At 59.5% G+C, this 15822-nt stretch carries 16 protein-coding genes; 5 read left to right on the top strand and 11 right to left on the bottom strand.

Annotated features, from left to right (window positions below; all coding sequences use genetic code 11):
• Positions 1–2 precede the first annotated feature (2 nt).
• Together PH605_RS05450 and PH605_RS05455 are read left to right on the top strand one after the other, a co-directional pair.
• Positions 3–1361 carry an HlyD family type I secretion periplasmic adaptor subunit gene (locus PH605_RS05450; RefSeq protein ID WP_065656286.1) on the top strand — a complete coding sequence of 453 codons (1359 nt, stop codon included), beginning with the start codon at positions 3–5 and terminating at the stop codon, positions 1359–1361.
• Positions 1362–1446: 85 nt separating this feature from the next.
• Complete coding sequence (locus tag PH605_RS05455) at positions 1447–1941, top strand: hypothetical protein (RefSeq protein ID WP_035262271.1); 495 nt, start codon at positions 1447–1449, stop codon at positions 1939–1941.
• On the opposite strand, the gene PH605_RS05460 is transcribed toward PH605_RS05455, so the two are convergent.
• From PH605_RS05460 to PH605_RS05475, 4 genes are all read right to left on the bottom strand, one after another.
• Positions 1938–3206, bottom strand: a complete 1269-nt coding sequence (locus PH605_RS05460) for an O-antigen ligase family protein (protein ID WP_142846306.1) — start codon at positions 3204–3206, stop codon at positions 1938–1940. The genes PH605_RS05455 and PH605_RS05460 overlap by 4 nt on opposite strands.
• A 7-nt stretch (positions 3207–3213) precedes the next feature.
• Positions 3214–4470: a polysaccharide biosynthesis/export family protein gene (locus tag PH605_RS05465; protein WP_065656288.1), complete on the bottom strand. Its 1257-nt coding sequence runs from the start codon at positions 4468–4470 to the stop codon at positions 3214–3216.
• A gap of 194 nt (positions 4471–4664) precedes the next feature.
• Positions 4665–5345 (bottom strand): sugar transferase, encoded by a 681-nt coding sequence (locus PH605_RS05470; RefSeq protein ID WP_003523803.1) that lies wholly within the window; start codon positions 5343–5345, stop codon positions 4665–4667.
• A 619-nt stretch (positions 5346–5964) separates the two neighbouring features.
• Positions 5965–6513: a cupin domain-containing protein gene (locus PH605_RS05475; RefSeq protein ID WP_003523802.1), complete on the bottom strand. Its 549-nt coding sequence runs from the start codon at positions 6511–6513 to the stop codon at positions 5965–5967.
• Positions 6514–6658: 145 nt separating this feature from the next.
• Between PH605_RS05475 and PH605_RS05480 the strand changes: the two genes are divergently transcribed.
• Together PH605_RS05480 and PH605_RS05485 are read left to right on the top strand one after the other, a co-directional pair.
• On the top strand, positions 6659–7993 hold the full coding sequence (locus tag PH605_RS05480) for an aspartate aminotransferase family protein (RefSeq protein ID WP_142846310.1): 1335 nt from the start codon (positions 6659–6661) through the stop codon (positions 7991–7993).
• Positions 7994–8138: 145 nt separating this feature from the next.
• On the top strand, positions 8139–9959 hold the full coding sequence (locus PH605_RS05485; protein ID WP_142846312.1) for a methyl-accepting chemotaxis protein: 1821 nt from the start codon (positions 8139–8141) through the stop codon (positions 9957–9959).
• A 94-nt stretch (positions 9960–10053) separates the two neighbouring features.
• On the opposite strand, the gene PH605_RS05490 is transcribed toward PH605_RS05485, so the two are convergent.
• From PH605_RS05490 to PH605_RS05505, 4 genes are all read right to left on the bottom strand, one after another.
• Complete coding sequence (locus PH605_RS05490) at positions 10054–10839, bottom strand: L,D-transpeptidase (RefSeq protein ID WP_020811492.1); 786 nt, start codon at positions 10837–10839, stop codon at positions 10054–10056.
• Positions 10840–10858: 19 nt separating this feature from the next.
• Positions 10859–11914 carry a L,D-transpeptidase family protein gene (locus tag PH605_RS05495; RefSeq protein ID WP_161987999.1) on the bottom strand — a complete coding sequence of 352 codons (1056 nt, stop codon included), beginning with the start codon at positions 11912–11914 and terminating at the stop codon, positions 10859–10861.
• A 175-nt stretch (positions 11915–12089) separates the two neighbouring features.
• A complete protein-coding gene (locus tag PH605_RS05500) occupies positions 12090–12875 on the bottom strand; it encodes an SDR family oxidoreductase (RefSeq protein WP_142846314.1) in 786 nt (261 codons plus the stop codon).
• Complete coding sequence (locus PH605_RS05505; RefSeq protein ID WP_161988000.1) at positions 12872–13255, bottom strand: hypothetical protein; 384 nt, start codon at positions 13253–13255, stop codon at positions 12872–12874. The genes PH605_RS05500 and PH605_RS05505 overlap by 4 nt, the downstream gene beginning before the upstream one ends.
• Positions 13256–13352: 97 nt before the next feature.
• On the opposite strand from PH605_RS05505, the gene PH605_RS05510 reads away from it, so the two are divergent.
• The gene (locus PH605_RS05510) at positions 13353–13934 is read left to right on the top strand and encodes a DNA-3-methyladenine glycosylase (protein ID WP_142846316.1); all 582 of its coding nucleotides are present in this window, start codon (positions 13353–13355) and stop codon (positions 13932–13934) included.
• Here the strand turns inward: PH605_RS05510 and PH605_RS05515 are convergent.
• The 3 genes from PH605_RS05515 to PH605_RS05525 form a co-directional block, all read right to left on the bottom strand.
• The gene (locus PH605_RS05515; RefSeq protein WP_125146926.1) at positions 13903–14097 is read right to left on the bottom strand and encodes a hypothetical protein; all 195 of its coding nucleotides are present in this window, start codon (positions 14095–14097) and stop codon (positions 13903–13905) included. The genes PH605_RS05510 and PH605_RS05515 overlap by 32 nt on opposite strands.
• Before the next feature lie 228 nt (positions 14098–14325).
• Positions 14326–14523: a hypothetical protein gene (locus PH605_RS05520; RefSeq protein WP_003523793.1), complete on the bottom strand. Its 198-nt coding sequence runs from the start codon at positions 14521–14523 to the stop codon at positions 14326–14328.
• Between the two features lie 174 nt (positions 14524–14697).
• Positions 14698–15711 carry a substrate-binding domain-containing protein gene (locus tag PH605_RS05525; RefSeq protein WP_142846318.1) on the bottom strand — a complete coding sequence of 338 codons (1014 nt, stop codon included), beginning with the start codon at positions 15709–15711 and terminating at the stop codon, positions 14698–14700.
• Positions 15712–15822 lie beyond the last annotated feature (111 nt).

Below are 15822 nucleotides of genomic sequence, written 5' to 3' on the forward strand. Positions count from 1 at the left end.
TCATGTTCAAAAAGAAAAACGCCATTGCCGAAGTCAAACCCCAGGGCCAGCTCGAATGGTACACCGAGGTGCCGCGCTCGATCCGCCTGCACAGCTCGATCGGTCTTGCCGTGCTGCTCGCCTCCTTCGGCGGTTTCGGATTCTGGGCCGGCACCGCACCGCTCTCCTCCGCCATCATCGCCCAGGGCAGTTTCGTCGCCACCGGCAACAACAAGGTGGTCCAGCATCTGGAAGGCGGCATCATCAAGGAAATGATGGTCAGCGAAGGCGACACGGTCAAGGAAGGCGACGTTCTTCTGACGCTGGACAAGACGACGGCGCTTGCCAACGAGCGCATGTTGCAGTTGCGGCGGCTTCGCCTCGAAACCATCGTGGTGCGCCTGCGCGCCGAGGCGCAGGGCGCAAAAAGCTTCAAGGTGCCGGATATCGTCATGAAGGAAGCCGGCGATCCGGATATCAATTCCATCATCCAGAGCCAGAACATCGTGTTCCACAGCAAGCTCATCAAGCTTGAGGAACAGATGAACCTGATCGACAAGAATATCCGGTCTCTTGAGTTCCGCTATGCGGGCTATGACGGCCAAAAACAGTCCTTCGACCGGCAATTGGCGCTTTTGACACAGGAGCGCGACTCCAAGGAGCGGCTCGCCAAGGACGGCGTCATCCGCAAGACCGACATGCTGGCGCTGGAGCGCGCGATCGCCGACGCCATGGGCGATATCGCCCGGCTGAGCGGTGAAATGAACCAGAGCGAGGCGGAAATCGCCAAGTTCCGGCAGGAAGCGGTCATTGCCGTCAACGCCAACAAGCAGGCCGCGCTCGATGCGCTGGAAACCGCCGAATCCGATCTGGACAGCGTGCGTGAACAGGTGCGTGGCGCCGCCGAAGTGCTGGAACGCACCGTCATCCGCTCCCCCGTCAACGGAACCGTGGTACGCGCCTATTACCACACGCCGGGCGGCGTTATCACCACCGGCAAGCCGATCATGGAAATCCTGCCCGCTCATGTGCCCCTTATTCTGGAGGCGCAGGTGCTCAGGACCTCCATCGACCAGCTGCATGAGGGCCAGACGGCCGCGATCCGCCTGTCGGCTCTCAACCGCCGCACCACACCGGTTCTGAACGGCAAGGTCTTTTACGTTTCAGCCGACAGCATCGAGGAAAATGCCGGCCTTCAGGTCAAGGACGTCTATATCGTGCGGGTGCAGATACCTGACGAGGAAATCGCCAAGGTTCACAATTTTCACCCCGTGCCCGGCATGCCGGCCGACGTGCTGATCCAGACTTCGGAGCGTACCTTCTTCGAATATCTGACCAAGCCCATCTCCGACAGCATGTCCCGTGCTTTCAAGGAAAGATGAAGAAATATCAGTAACCTACACTGTCTTTTCCGCAGCGCTCGGCATATAATATCCAAATATGTTTCGTCGGGGCGGGAGAAGCAGCATGGCGGCGATGTCGGATGTATTGCTGCTGGTCGGCAGGCTGAATTACGTGTGGACCAACACGGAAAGCCTGATGATTTATCTGATCGTCCATCTTCTGAAAGTAGAAAAGGAAGCGGCCATCGTCGTGTTCCTGACGCTCAACACCACGCGGGCGCGCATGGACCTGATCGAGCGTCTGGCGAAGCTTCCCTCCACCGATGCGAAGGACCGCAAGACCATCCTCTCCATCATGGCGCGGCTGAAGAAGGAAGCGAAGACACGCAACAAATACAATCACTGCATCTATTCATTCGACGAAAAAGGCGAAATCGCCAGCACGCAGCTCATGCGGCTGGTGGAGGATGACAGCCAGGTGCGCTACGGCAAGGTGGAGCGCATGGACGAGAAGGAAATCGGGCAGCTCGAAAAATCGATCGCCGACATCGTGGAGGTCAGCAAGGACATGTGGAGTTTCATCCATGCCAGTCCGCATGTCTCGGCGGATTATCTTTAGGCTCTCGTTTGTAACCGCATGCCGATTGCCGGGTGAGGCTCGCTCCCCTCCGCAGCCCTTGCCGGGAGGCACAGTTTACCGGCTGCGAAATAAAGCAGGAACGAGCCGATCTGGTACGGGAAGATGATGTCGATCTCCACGAAGGAACGCACGACAAACAGGGCGCAGATCGCAAACAGGATGACGCCCTGTGGATCACTCTTGCGCATCAGCACCGAGCGCAGATGCCCGAGCAACGTTCCGTAAAGCACCATGCCAAGCAGCAGCATGCCGACAAAGCCGTTTTCCACCACGGTTTCGATATAGGTGTTATGGAAATGGAAGCCGCTGCGGCCCGTAATGAAGAAATCGTTCCACAACCGTTCGGCATCGGGAAAACCCGCGACCCAGAACCCCTGATAACCGACGCCGAGGATCGGCGTCTGTTTCGCCGCCTCGATGCCCTGCTGCCAGAGGTAAGTTCGGCCGGTCAGCGTCGAATCCTTGCCGAAAATGCCGAGAATGGCGTCCAGCAGGCCGAATTGCAGGGATGCAACCGCCAGCAATGCGCCGAGACCACCGAGGACAAAAAACGTCATCTTTCGGTTCGCCGGCGAAAGCATGCCGATGGGGATGAAGCCGATGATGAGCGCGACCACCGCCGCCGTGGTAATAGTGGATGTGGCCGATTGGGACGCAAGGAGGCTATAGGCCGACAGTAGCCCGGTGACGCCGGCAATCGGCAACCAGATGCCCCTTTGCTTGAGCACCAGCACCGATGTGGCGGCAAAAATGACGCCGAGCGAGGCATAAAAGCCGAGCTGGTTCTTGGAAGAAAAAGCGCCGACAAAACTGTAGGTGCCATCCAGCGCATCGAAGAGATAAATGCCGAACAGCAGCGAATAGAGCAGAACGACGGCGATGCCGATCAGCGCGCCGCGCGTCAGCGTCCGGATCGAGATCACCCGCATCGCGATCAGCGCGCAGACGATATGCGTCATATACTGAATGGAGGCGCGCATGGTCACCGACGCCGCTTCCGACCAGAAGCTGGACAGAACCGTCAAGATGCCGAAGGCGAATATCCAGAGATAGCGCGGATAATTGCCGAGCACGCGCCGGTAATCGACCACCACCAGCGGCAGCCACATGCCATAATAGGCCAGAACCGAGATTTGCCCGAAACGCGACGAGTAAGCGAAGACGAAGAATGACAGCGCAACCGCTGCCATTCCATAAATCTCATTGCGTTCGGGATCGATCAGCGCCGATTTGGCGATCCGCATTGAAACCTCACTGCATCAGGATTTCAGACGAGACCTTGATGACATCGCCGGGCTGGAGCATGGCGTTTTCATCCACCTTCAGCTCCTTCGGCTTGCCGTTTTCCTCACGCACCACGACATAGCTGATTGTCGCTGATTTGCCCGAGGGATCGAAACGGATCGCCTCGGCCGATTGCGCCAACGCTTCCGACATCAATTCGCGGCTGGTGGTCAGTTGCAGATTGAGCTTGTCCAGTTCCGCTTCCGTGTCCTGCAATTCCTTGGAGCGCTGCGCCACCCAGTCGTTACGCAGGTTGATCTCGTCCTGGGTCGCCTTGTTGATATCCTGTTTGGCGCGCAGCGACTGCGTATCGATATCGAGCAGGTTGGATTCCACTTCGGCCGCGCGTTCTTCCGCGGAAATACGCCGCTGCGACAGCGCGAGCCCCTGCTCGTTCAGCCGGTTGACCCGGTCGCGGTCCTCGTTGGCAAGCTGGAGCTGACGATTCTGCGTCTCTGATTTCTTCTTCAGGGATTCGACTTCGCTCTGCAGAAGGGCGTGCAGGTCCGTCAGCGCCTTGAGCTGCAGGGTGTAACGTTCGGTGCGCGATTTCATCAGCGCACTTTCGCTGGCCAGCAGCACGTCGATCTCGCCGATCTTTTCCATTTCAGGCGTCTTGGCGATGGTCGCATCACCCTTGACCTCCGCGACCAGCCGCGCCTGACGGGCGAGCAGCCTTGCACGCTGGTTGTCATAGACGGCGGCGTCACCGCGGGCATTGATGAAGTCGCGGGCAAAACGCTGCCCGGCATCCGAGCGCCGCAGGCCGCCGGCAAGGCTGACGGCCTTCAGCACCGTGAGATTGGCGGCATAGGGATACTCACCCGGCGTCTGCACGTCGCCGCTCAAGAAGATCGGTCGGAACTGTGCGATCTCGACGGAGGCCGAAGGCAGGTTGCGAAGGGCGAACTTGCTCTGAAGCTGGGCTCCGATCTCTTCGCTGACCTCCGATGGGGTCTTGCCCGCAACATCCAGCTGACCGATGAAAGGCAGCGACAGCGCCCCAGACGGACCGACGGAATAATCGCCGTTGATCACATCCCAGTTGCGGATGCTGCCATCCGCAGGCTGCCATTCGGCAACACGGATACGCAGCTTGTCAGCGGTACCGAGCTTATATTGAGCGCCATCCGCAGCCATGGCGGAGAGCGGCGCAGCAAGGGCGACGGAAGCGGCAAATACGAAGGCCACAAACGGGCGGCGGGCGGCAGACAAGCCGTTCATCGGGAAACTCCCTGTTAGCGGATCGCCACATGGGCGATCCGGCCGTCGCGCAACTGGGCAACGCCGGCTGCACAGCGCCGCGAAAAGCGGCCGGTATGATTAGCACCAATGACGCACCCAAAGACCGGACTTGGGATCCCGGTCGGGGTGCGTGTCGAAACGAAGATCGATAAAGCCGAACTTAATATCGGTTTTCAGTAGCTTCCGCGTGAAAGGCACACGGCGGGAATGGTCTTGACGATGATGAAGACATCCTGCCGCATCGACCAGTTCTGCACATAGTGCGTGTCGAAAGCGACGCGGGTCTTGTAGGATACGTCGTTGCGGCCGCTGATCTGCCACAGGCCGGTCAGGCCAGGACGGGTGCTGAGATAATAAGCGGCAGCGCTTTCATAATAGCTCAGTTCCTCATCCACGACCGGGCGTGGACCAACCACGCTCATTTCACCGCGGATGATGTTGAGGAGCTGCGGCAGTTCGTCGAGCGAGAGCTTGCGCAGCACGGCGCCGACAGCCGTAACACGCGGGTCGTTCTTGAGCTTGCGGGTGGCGCGCCATTCCTCGGCGGCTTCCGGATTGGCGGCAAGATACTGCCGCAGAATTTCATCGCCGTTCATCGCCATCGTCCTGAATTTCAGGCAATGGAAATAGCGGCCATTATGTCCCACACGCCGGTGGCCATAAAAGATCGGGCCGGGATCGGACAATTTCACCAGCGCGGCGATCAATAGGAATATCGGGCTGAAGATGAGCAGCGCAAGCGCAGCCGATGTCATATCGAAGCTGCGCTTTGCGATGCCCCCGATAGGGAAACTGACATCGAAGTCTTCGGAGCTGCTGAGTGTCTGTTCAGCCGATTGGGTCGCGGACTTCATAGAGAGAACTCCATTTATGTTTTGCGATTGGTCGGTGCCCGGAGGCGCGTCTTTCCGTCTAAAAGAGATAACAAGTCTGTGTTCGGAATTTGATGCTAATGGATTTTTTGTAAGGCACATTGGCCATAACCGTCTATGCGATTTCTTGCGCGAGCGGCCGATCAACGTCCGGGCAATATTAACGGTTGCATAAAAAAGCAACAAATGTGCCGGCGGCCATGTGTTGAGAGCATGGGTACCGCCCCAGCATGTATTGGGTTTTGTGCCGGCGACAGTCTTTTCTTATGTGTTTCTTATGACTTGGCGAGATGAGACAGGAACGTTAAGAACAGCCGCGTCCGTAACAGAATATAAAAATTTTTTGCATCGCAGCAAGATTGTGGCAATGCATATAAAATTTGACATATCGGACGGGATTTTTTTGCCTGACATTGCCAAGCCGCCAAGAAAAAGCGATGGAAAAATTGCTAAAAGGGCGCAAACACGGCAAAAGAGTGGCAAGAAACTGCATTCTAGTCATGGCAGCCACGCAAAATTGCCGTAGCTGCCGGCCATTTTTTACCGAATCGCCCCGACCTGGCCATTCTACGCGCGTCACGAAGCGCAAAAACCGCTGGAATCAGAAGGTTGGCGGTGTGCAGGCACTGATGACCTCACACGGCACGGGACCAACGCAACGGAAACGATGCGGCCTGCGGCTTTCGAAATAATAGGCGTCGCCCGGCCCGAGCACCCGCCTCTCCTCATCGACCGTCACTTCCAGCCGTCCGGAGAGAATGATTCCTCCTTCCTCGCCATCGTGAACCAGCGGCACCTTGCCGGTATCGGCGCCCGGCTGGTAACATTCCTTGAGGATTTGCAGGCTGCGGCCGAAGACATTCTCACCCACCTGCCGGAAGGATATCGGCCCCTTGCCGATTTCAACCAGCTCATCCGCCCGGTAAAAAGCCTTGCGGCTTGTCTCCGGCTCGAAAGCGAAAAACTCAGCAAGGCCGATCGGTATGCCGTCGAGAATGCGTTTCAGCGCGCCGACGGAAGGGTTCGAGGTGTTGGATTCGATCAGAGAAATAGTCGAATTGGTGACACCGGCACGCCTTGCCAGTTCCCGCTGGGAAATATTGTGGCGCAGCCGCAAATGGCGCAAACGCCCGCCTATATCCACCGACATGCGTTAACCCCCGTTGCCCTTGTTCGAAATATCGAAAACCCGAGTTCAGGCCTATAGCATTTTCAATGACTTGGCCACAGAGAGAAAAGGGCTTGTTCAGTCGCGAAAATAGCATTCAATCACCGGCAACGAACAGGAGACCACCATGGACAACCCGAGCCGATCCAATTCCACCTCGCTTGACAGCTACTGGATGCCGTTTACCGCCAACCGGCAGTTCAAGGCTAATCCCCGCCTGCTGACGAGCGCCGAAGGCATGCATTACACCAGCAATGACGGTCGCCAGGTTCTCGACGGCACGGCTGGCCTTTGGTGCGTCAATGCCGGCCACGGCCGCCAGCAGATCGCGTCTGCCGTCAAGCACCAGCTTTCGACAATGGATTACGCGCCCTCCTTCCAGATGGGCCACCCGGTTGCCTTTGAATTCGCCGAGCGGCTGGCGGAGATTGCGCCCGGCCCGGAAGGTGCGAAACTGGACCGTGTCTTCTATACGGGCTCCGGATCGGAATCGGTCGATACGGCGCTGAAGATCGCCATTGCCTATCAGCGCGCCATCGGCCAAGGCACCCGCAGCCGGTTGATCGGTCGTGAGCGCGGTTATCATGGCGTCGGTTTCGGCGGCATCTCCGTGGGCGGCCTCGTCAACAACCGTCGCGTTTTCCCGCAAATCCCCGCAGACCACCTGCGTCATACCCATGATCCGGCGAAGAACAGCTTCGTGAAGGGCCAGCCCGAGCACGGCGCCGAGCTTGCGGACGACCTGGAACGTCTGGTCGCCCTGCATGGCGCGGAAACCATCGCCGCCTGCATCGTCGAACCGGTCGCCGGCTCCACCGGCGTGCTGGTGCCGCCGAAGGGTTATCTGGAGCGCCTGCGCGCCATCTGCGACAAGCACGGCATCCTCTTGATCTTCGATGAGGTCATCACCGGTTTCGGCCGCATGGGCTCCACCTTTGCCACCAACTATTTTGGCGTTACGCCCGATATCGTCACCACCGCCAAGGGGCTGACCAACGGCGCGATCCCGATGGGCGCGGTCTTCACCAGCCGCAAGGTGCACGATGCGCTGATGCATGGGCCGGAAAACCAGATCGAGCTGTTCCACGGCTATACCTATTCCGGCCACCCCGTCGCCTGCGCCGCTGGCATCGCGACGCTTGACATCTATCGCGATGAGGGCCTTTTCACCCGCGCGGCCGAATTGCAGGATGTCTGGCACGACGCCATCCATTCCCTGAAGGGCCTGCCGAATGTCATCGACATCCGCACCATCGGCTTCATCGCCGGTATCGAGCTGCAATCGCGCGACGGAGCTGCCGGCGCACGCGCCTATGATGTCTTCGTGGATTGCTTCGAGCGCGGCCTGCTCATTCGCGTCACCGGCGACATCATCGCCCTTTCGCCGCCGCTGATCGCCGAAAAATCCCATTTCGACGATATTGTTTCGATACTCGGCGACGCCCTGAAACGCGCGCAATAAAAGTACAAATTTCTAATATAGAAAGGGCTGCAATACAAAATGCAGCCTTTTTTTTGCATTTATCGAGCCTTCAGCGGAAATAGAACATTTATTAAGCATGTTCTATTATGTTCCTAAAGTATAACAATTGCGTGGGAACGCTCATATGGCCTCGATTCAAAAAAAGATAATATTGGCAGGCATTGCAATCTTTTCCATCACCGGCAGCGCCGCGGGTGTCGGCATATGGGCGGCGGAGACGCTCAACCGTAACAGCGAATATGTGGCGCTTTCGGCGGACGTGCTTCGCAACCACATGCAGGCGGACATGATGCATGACGCGCTGCGGTCAGACGTGCTTGCCGCCATTCTTTCCGCCGATGCCAGAATGGACCTCGACCTCAAGGCCGTTAAGGCCGATCTTGCCGAACACGAAGCCAGTTTTCGCGAAGTGATCGAGGCAAACAAGTCACTGTCATCAGGCACGAATGTCAAAGCCGTCATAGATGGTGTCGAAAAGCCGCTTCTCGCCTATATGGATGCCGCCAACGCGGTGGTCGGACTTGCCGAATCCAGCCCCGAAGAGGCCATCAAGCTGATGCCGGAATTCATGCGGCAATTCTCCGCGCTTGAAAAAGCGATGGAAGCGGCGGGCGACCAGATTCAGGCGCTTTCCGACACTGCATCGGCCGAAAGTGAAAAGACCAAGGCGGCAATCAATCTCGCCTTACAGGGACTTCTGGTTCTGGCGGCGCTTTTCTCCACCGGGCTTTTTCTGCTCACCCGCAAATCGATTATCCGTCCCATCCTGCAATTGTCGAAAAATATGGAGACGCTGGCGGGCGGCGATACGTCTCAACCGCCCTCGGGCACGGACCGCAAGGACGAGATCGGCTCCATGTCCAGCGCTGTCGAGATTTTCCGACAAGCCGCCATCGCCAACCGGGTACTAGAGGAGCAGGCAGCGGCGGCCCGCAGACAGGCGGAAGCCGATCAGGAAGCGACGCGGCGGCAGGCGGAAGAAGACGCTTCAGAAAGGCTGCGCATCGCAACCTCCGGCCTTGCGGCCGGCCTCAAGCGGCTCGCCTCCGGTGATCTGGCCTTCCAGTTGAATGACGCCTTCGCCCCACAATTCGAGGCCCTGCGTCATGATTTCAACACCTCGGTCCGGCAATTGGCCGAGACCCTTTTTGCCATTTCCGACGGGATAGGCACAATCGACGGCAGCAGCCGGGAAATCGCCGCAGGTGCCGGCGATCTTTCCCGCCGCACCGAAAATCAAGCCGCCTCCCTTGAGCAGACGGCAGCGGCGCTCGATGAAATCACCGTCAATGTCTCGAATGCCAACAAGCGGGCCGCAGAAGCGCGGCTCGCTGCCACCGATGCCAACCATAGCGCCCTGAAATCGGTGGAGGTGGTAAGCCATGCCGAGGAAGCGATGCGCCGTATCGAGGCCTCGTCGCGGCAGATCACCGGCATCATCGGCGTCATTGACGAAATCGCCTTCCAGACCAATCTTCTGGCGCTGAATGCCGGGGTTGAGGCTGCCCGCGCCGGCGAGAGCGGCAAGGGCTTTGCGGTTGTTGCACAGGAGGTGCGTGATCTCGCCCAGCGCTCGGCAAAGGCCGCAAGCGAAATCCGTGACCATATCCGGCAATCGTCCGTGGAGGTCGAGAGCGGCGTGAAGCTGGTTCTCGATACCGGCACAGCACTGAAGGATATCAGTGAACGCATCGCCGGCATCGACCGCCATATGAATGCCATCGCCACATCGGCCACCGAGCAATCAACCGGTCTGTCCGAAATCAACGCGGCGGTGAACTCCATGGATCACGCCACCCAGCAAAATGCGGCCATGGTGGAGCAATCCACCGCCGCGTCAGCCACGCTTGCCTCGGAAACAGCAAAGTTGCGTGCCCTGGTGTCGCGCTTCCGCCTGGAAATGGAAACGGCCGGCAGTCAGGATCAGCCACGCCGAGTAGCTTGATGTCTGCGACGAGGCGCGGATATCTCCGCCAGATGCAGGAAATCAGCCAGCACGCATCCACGGCGAGCCTCCGCCGTGGGTGGAACTCCAGCGATCAATAAGTCTGCATCGGTTGCGAGAGGCCGTCGCCGATCACGCCGTTACCATATTGCGCCACAGGCACACCTTCCTGGCCGATCGGCACGCCCTGCTGTGCGGGGCCGAGCGCCGTCACCACGATCGGCGTGCCATCGGGCACACGGTTGTAAAGGTCGATGATATCCTGGTTGAGCAGGCGCACGCAGCCGGAGGATACCGACTTGCCGATGGTCCACCATTCCGGCGAGCCATGCAGGCGGTAGATCGTGTCCTTGCCATCCTTGAAGATATAGAGCGCGCGCGCACCGAGCGGGTTCTTGAGCCCCGGCTCCATGCCGCCGTTGCGGCTGCTATAGGGTTCCAGTTCCGGCTGGCGCGCGATCATCTCATCGGGCGGCGTCCAGCGCGGCCATTGCCGCTTGTACTGAATGACACCGCGACCGGCCCATTCAAAGCCCGCGCGGCCGAGGCCGACGCCATAACGCATGGCCTGATTGTTCTCATAGGTGAGATAGAGGAAATGATTGGCGGTATCGACGACGATAACGCCGGGGCGTTCACCCGTCGGGTTCGCCACCATCTGCCGCAGGAACTGACGCGGAATCCGCTTGTAGGGGATTTCCGGCAGCGGGAACTGCTCGTCCGGCTTGGGACCATACATCAGGGCATACATCGGGTCGTCCGCGGGTGCTGCAGGCCGGGCGGCCTCACGCGCAGTTGTGTTGCAGCCCGCAAGGCCGGCAAGCGCCAGTCCACCTGCTCCAAGCAGGAAACCCCGCCGGGTCGTCGTCGTCTCGTTCAATTGAAAAACCTCATTTACGTCATCTCGCGCCGGCAAAGGGATCTGCCAGCGCCGCCTCTGGGCGGCTGATTGGGTACTTCGTGCCGGAAACCTGCGATGCCATGGCCTTGGCGCCGTTCGATTTCAAAATGGCCCGGAAGCTCGGATGCATGCCGCCGTCTACATACGCGCTGAGCGGGCTGGAAGTTCCCTCACTCATGGCGGCGGCAAATTTTTGTTGCTCTTCGGCCAGTTTCGAAGCCACCAGCGGATCCTGCTGGTTGATGGCCGGCGGGCAGGCCGCCAGCGGATCGGCAGGTTCGCCTTCGGCAAATTCACTGTTGAAGACATAACGACGGCCGCAGACGGAAACCTTGGGCTGCCGGCGCGTTACCTCGAAATAGTCATAGCCTTCTTTCAGCGTCTTCCAGAACGGCATATTGGGGTCGTCCCGATGCGCCACCATATTCCGGGCGCTCATGCGGAAGGGATAGGCCTGTACCTGAAAACGGTCCTGCCCGCCCTGAAGTGCCCGCGCCACGATGGCGTAGATTTCGCCGACCTGCTGGTCGGTCATGGCGTAGCAGCCGGAAGAGGAGCAGGCGCCATGCACCATCAGCGCCTCTCCGGTGTAACCGAGCGCCGATTCCAGCCGGTTGGGATAACCGAGATTGAAGGAGACGTAATATTGTGAGTTCGGGTTCAACATGCCGGCCGAGACATGATAAAACCCTTCCGGTGCCTGCCGGTCGCCCGTCTTCATCTTAGGGCCCAGCTTTCCGGACCAGCGGCACATGGGATAGGCCTTGAGCAAGGCGTAGTTTCCGGTCTTGTCGACCTTCCAGACCTCAAGCTCGCTTTCCTGCTTGAAAATGCGAACGAGAACCGGGCTTTCCGGGCGCATGCTCTTGGCCGACATCTGCGCCATCATCTTGGACGACAGTTTCGGCGGGTCTTTCTTGACGCTGTCCAGCCCCATGGAAGTGCACGCGGCAAGGCCGCCACCGATCGCAACGATCGCGGCCATTCTTGCCCCTGCCCTTACCTTCTGCCGCAACCCCGCAACCGCGAAATCCAGCAATGCCTGCATGCCCATGGATCGTTCTGCCCGCCTGATTTGCCCGCCTTTCCGGCAGACGCTTAGCTATCGAAGGTGGCCACAACACGGCAACCTCGCCCATGGACAAAGTCTCGTGAACAGACGTTACCCATTCGTTAATCATAAGGACACAAGCCCGTGATGGGGTGGCCAATGAAAGTGCGAGCCGCGATTATCGCAGCAGCCCCTGGCCCCCATCGATCCATACCGGCGTGCCGGTAATGTGGCGGGACGCATCCGACGCCAGGAAACCGATCAGCGCGGCGACATCGTCGCTCGTCCCGGCCACGCCGCCGGTTACCGGAATATCCCCAGCCGGAAAACGAACTGGAACCTCCGTTTTTTCCCGCTCGCGTATATCGGTATTTTCATCGATTGCCGTTTCGATTTCGCCCGGACACACCGCATTGACGCGGATACGGTGACGCCCCAGCTCCAGCGCCAATTGTTGCGCCATGGCGAATTGCCCGGCCTTCGTCACGGAATAGGCCGTAGCACCGGGCGATGTGAAGGTGCGGGTGCCATTGATCGACGAAATGATGACGATGGACCCGCCACCGGCCGCTTTCAGATGCGGCACGCTGACGTGGACGGTGAGATAGGTGCCGCGCAGGTTGATGCGGATCGTATCGTCCCATTCAGAAGGTTTCAGCTCATCGATGGGCGCCCAGACGCCGTTAACGCCGGCATTGGCCACCACGACATCAAGCCGGCCGAAATTCTCAACCAGCGCTGCGACCGCGTGACGCATGGCCGCTTCATCCGCCACATCGGCGACGAGCACCTTCGAAGAACCGGATGCGGCGCCGATTTCCCGGGCGACATCGTTCAATTCCGATTCGGTGCGGCCCAACAGACCGACCGCGAAACCCTGCGCCGACAGATGAAGGGCGGCGGCGCGCCCAATGCCGGAGCCAGCGCCGGTCACCAGTGCAACTTTGCGAGCAGCCAATGTCATCGCCCTCCTTTTCGCGAAGCAATGGATGTGACCGTCGCAGAGACGGGATCACTCGCCGGAAAGCTGTCCTCCAGCCCCTCTTCCAACTCTTCCTCCAGAATGTCGCGATCCTTCGATGTAAGGGCGCTCGCCTGTCCGTGCGGAGCTTCATCCTGCGCCGTACCTAGAGCGGAAAATTGCGAAGGCGCATCTGCCCCATGGCGCGTTCCGAACGCGGTCAGTTGCACCATCACCGCGCTCGCCCGCTTGATGGCCTCGGCATCGTCGATCCCTTCAAGACCGTCGGCGAGGCGAACCGAGACCTGATCGCCGTCGTTGCCGACGAACTCGATTGAGATAACCCCGTTATTGCGTTTTACATAGGTCGTCGAAAGTTGCATGACATGCCCTCCGGCTTGGAAAGCACCGGTAAGAGTCCGATGCTGGAAAACGGTTAGAACCTGAATTCCAAACGACGGCAGAGCGGAAGGGTTCCAGATGAATCAGGCCTTTGGCCCGGAAATCCAAGAGAGTTTTTTCCTGCGCGAGGCGCTGGAAGTGGCCCGCGCCCTCATCGGCGCGGAGTTCCGCGTCGGCAATACCGGCGGCATCATCGTGGAGACCGAAGCCTATCATCCGGACGACCCGGCATCCCACAGTTTTAACGGGCAGACCCCGCGCAACAGGGCAATGTTCGGCCCGGCCGGCCGTCTTTATGTCTACCGGTCCTATGGTATTCACTGGTGCGCCAACTTTGTCTGCGCCCCGGGTTCCGCCGTGCTTCTGCGCGCCATCGAACCCCTGACCGGCATAGACATGATGAAACTGCGACGGGGAACTGACAAGCCGAAACTTCTCTGCTCAGGTCCGGGCAGGCTCTGTCAGGCGCTGGCGATTACGGGGGAGATGGACGGCGCGCCGTTGAACGCAGCGCCTTTTTTCCTGCGGCTGCCGAAAGAAGCCGCCGCCGTCACCAGCGGCAGACGAATCGGCATCAGCCGCGCGACGGAATATCCGTGGCGCTTCGGCCTAAAGGGCTCGGCTTTCGTCAGCAAGAAATTCGAGAACGGAGAGACCTGACAGGCGCGAGCACCTTCGGCGGCCCGTCATTTTCGTCGGGATTGGGTGTCGGCACCTCGTCCGGCAACCGGTCGGGTTCCGGTTCTTCCACCGGCGGGATATCCGGCTGCGGCGGCACGGGCATCGGCGGTTCGGGATAGGGTTCGACGGGAACGGCTGGCATCGCGGCCTCCTGATAAACACGCTTGGCCACGATGGGCACAAGCTGCGTTTTTATCTCGTGCGACAGCGCCTTTGCGCTGTCGTCAATCAGGCGGCGCAACACCCAATTCGCCCACCGGTCAAATGCCGGTCAGGTCCTTTCGGTCCGGTTGCGCCGCCCTGCGGGTCGTACAGGAAAACGCGGGCACGGCCTGTCCGTTCCGTTTTTGAGGAAGGTTTTTGAAATGGCTCAGGCGAAACCGAGCGCGCTGCGGGAAATATCGCGATTTTCGCAATAGTCGCGGGAGTGGGCCTCGTGACCATGCTCGCGAGCGGTCGAACGGTTAAGTTCCGGGCTCGGAACGTTGAGCAGCGCATCGGCATAGGTGCCGGTCGCCTCGACATCATCGATCACGGTCTGCTGTTGCGGTTTTAAAAATTCAAACATCCGTCCACCTCCTTAGACACGTCCCCTCAACGCGCCGGCCCGGGTCCTGTTCCATAACGCCCGTGACTGTTCCGATTATACATGAGACGGCGCGGACGTATAGATGACGAAAGGCGAACGTTATCAAACGACGTTCACAAAATGGAGTGGAATCAGTGAGCTATGGCGACAAGTTCAGACAGGGCCGACGGATTCCCGCAAGATGAGTTCGACCGGCCACAATTCCTGAACCTCGCGGACGGGACGGCCGCCGATGATCTGCAAAAGCAGGTCCGTCACCCGCATGCCCGCCATGCGCATGGGGGAGCGGGTGGTGGAAAGCGGCGGCATCATGCTTTCCGGCGTAAGATAAGGAAACACGTCGTCATGGGCGATGACGGAGACATCCCTGCCGATCGTCAACCCCATCTGCGTCGCAGCGCGATAGACACCCTGCGCCGTCATCATCGCACCCGCCACAAAGGCCGTCGGGCGCGGCGTCTGTTCCAGCAGCGAGCGGGCGAAACGAAAGGCCGTCTCCTCGCTGAAGTGCTCATTCATCATGAAACGCGGATCCGGCGTAATGCCGTGCGTGGCCAGCGCCTCGCGAAAACCCTGCTCGCGGTCCTGCACAAAGGTGCGGCCGACCGGACCATTGATAAGGGCGATGCGCCTGTGTCCGCGCTCCAGAAAATGGATCGTCGGACGATAGGTCACATCGTGATTGTCGATATCGAGCCAGGCATGTTCGAACGGCGTCTTTGAGCGACCATGCACGATGAAGGGCACGCCCAACCGGTTGAGCAGCGCGATGCGTTCATCTTCCGGACGCGGCGAATGCACGATGATGCCATCCACCCGGCCGCTCGCCGCCAGCCGGCTGAAAATCGCCAGTTCCTCATCGAGATTATTATCGACGGTAACGCTGACGAGAATATCGGTCTCCTCCCGTTCCAGACGCGTCGCCATGCCGCCCATGAATTCGGAGAAGAAGTGCCCGCCGCCCGAACGGCCCATGACGACACCGATGGCGCCCGCCCTGCCCGTCGCCAGCCTGACAGCATTGGCATTCGGCCGGTAGCCATATTTCAGCGCAGCCTCCATCACCCGCTGGCGCGTTTCCTCGCGCACCTCGGGGTAGCCGCCCAGCGCCCGGCTGACGGTGGTGGGCGAGAGCCCGACTTTCTCTGCGAATTCCTTGAGCTTCATAATTTTTTGCCAATTTGCCCCTGCATGCGTCGCCGCCGCGGATTTTTCAAGCCGACAAAAATTGAAAACGATTTCAATTTTCCTCCACCTGAAACCTTACAGTTGATCATT

Origin of the sequence: Agrobacterium sp. CFBP 3001 (assembly GCF_027871605.1) — a bacterium.
Classification (GTDB): Bacteria; Pseudomonadota; Alphaproteobacteria; order Rhizobiales; family Rhizobiaceae; genus Agrobacterium; species Agrobacterium leguminum.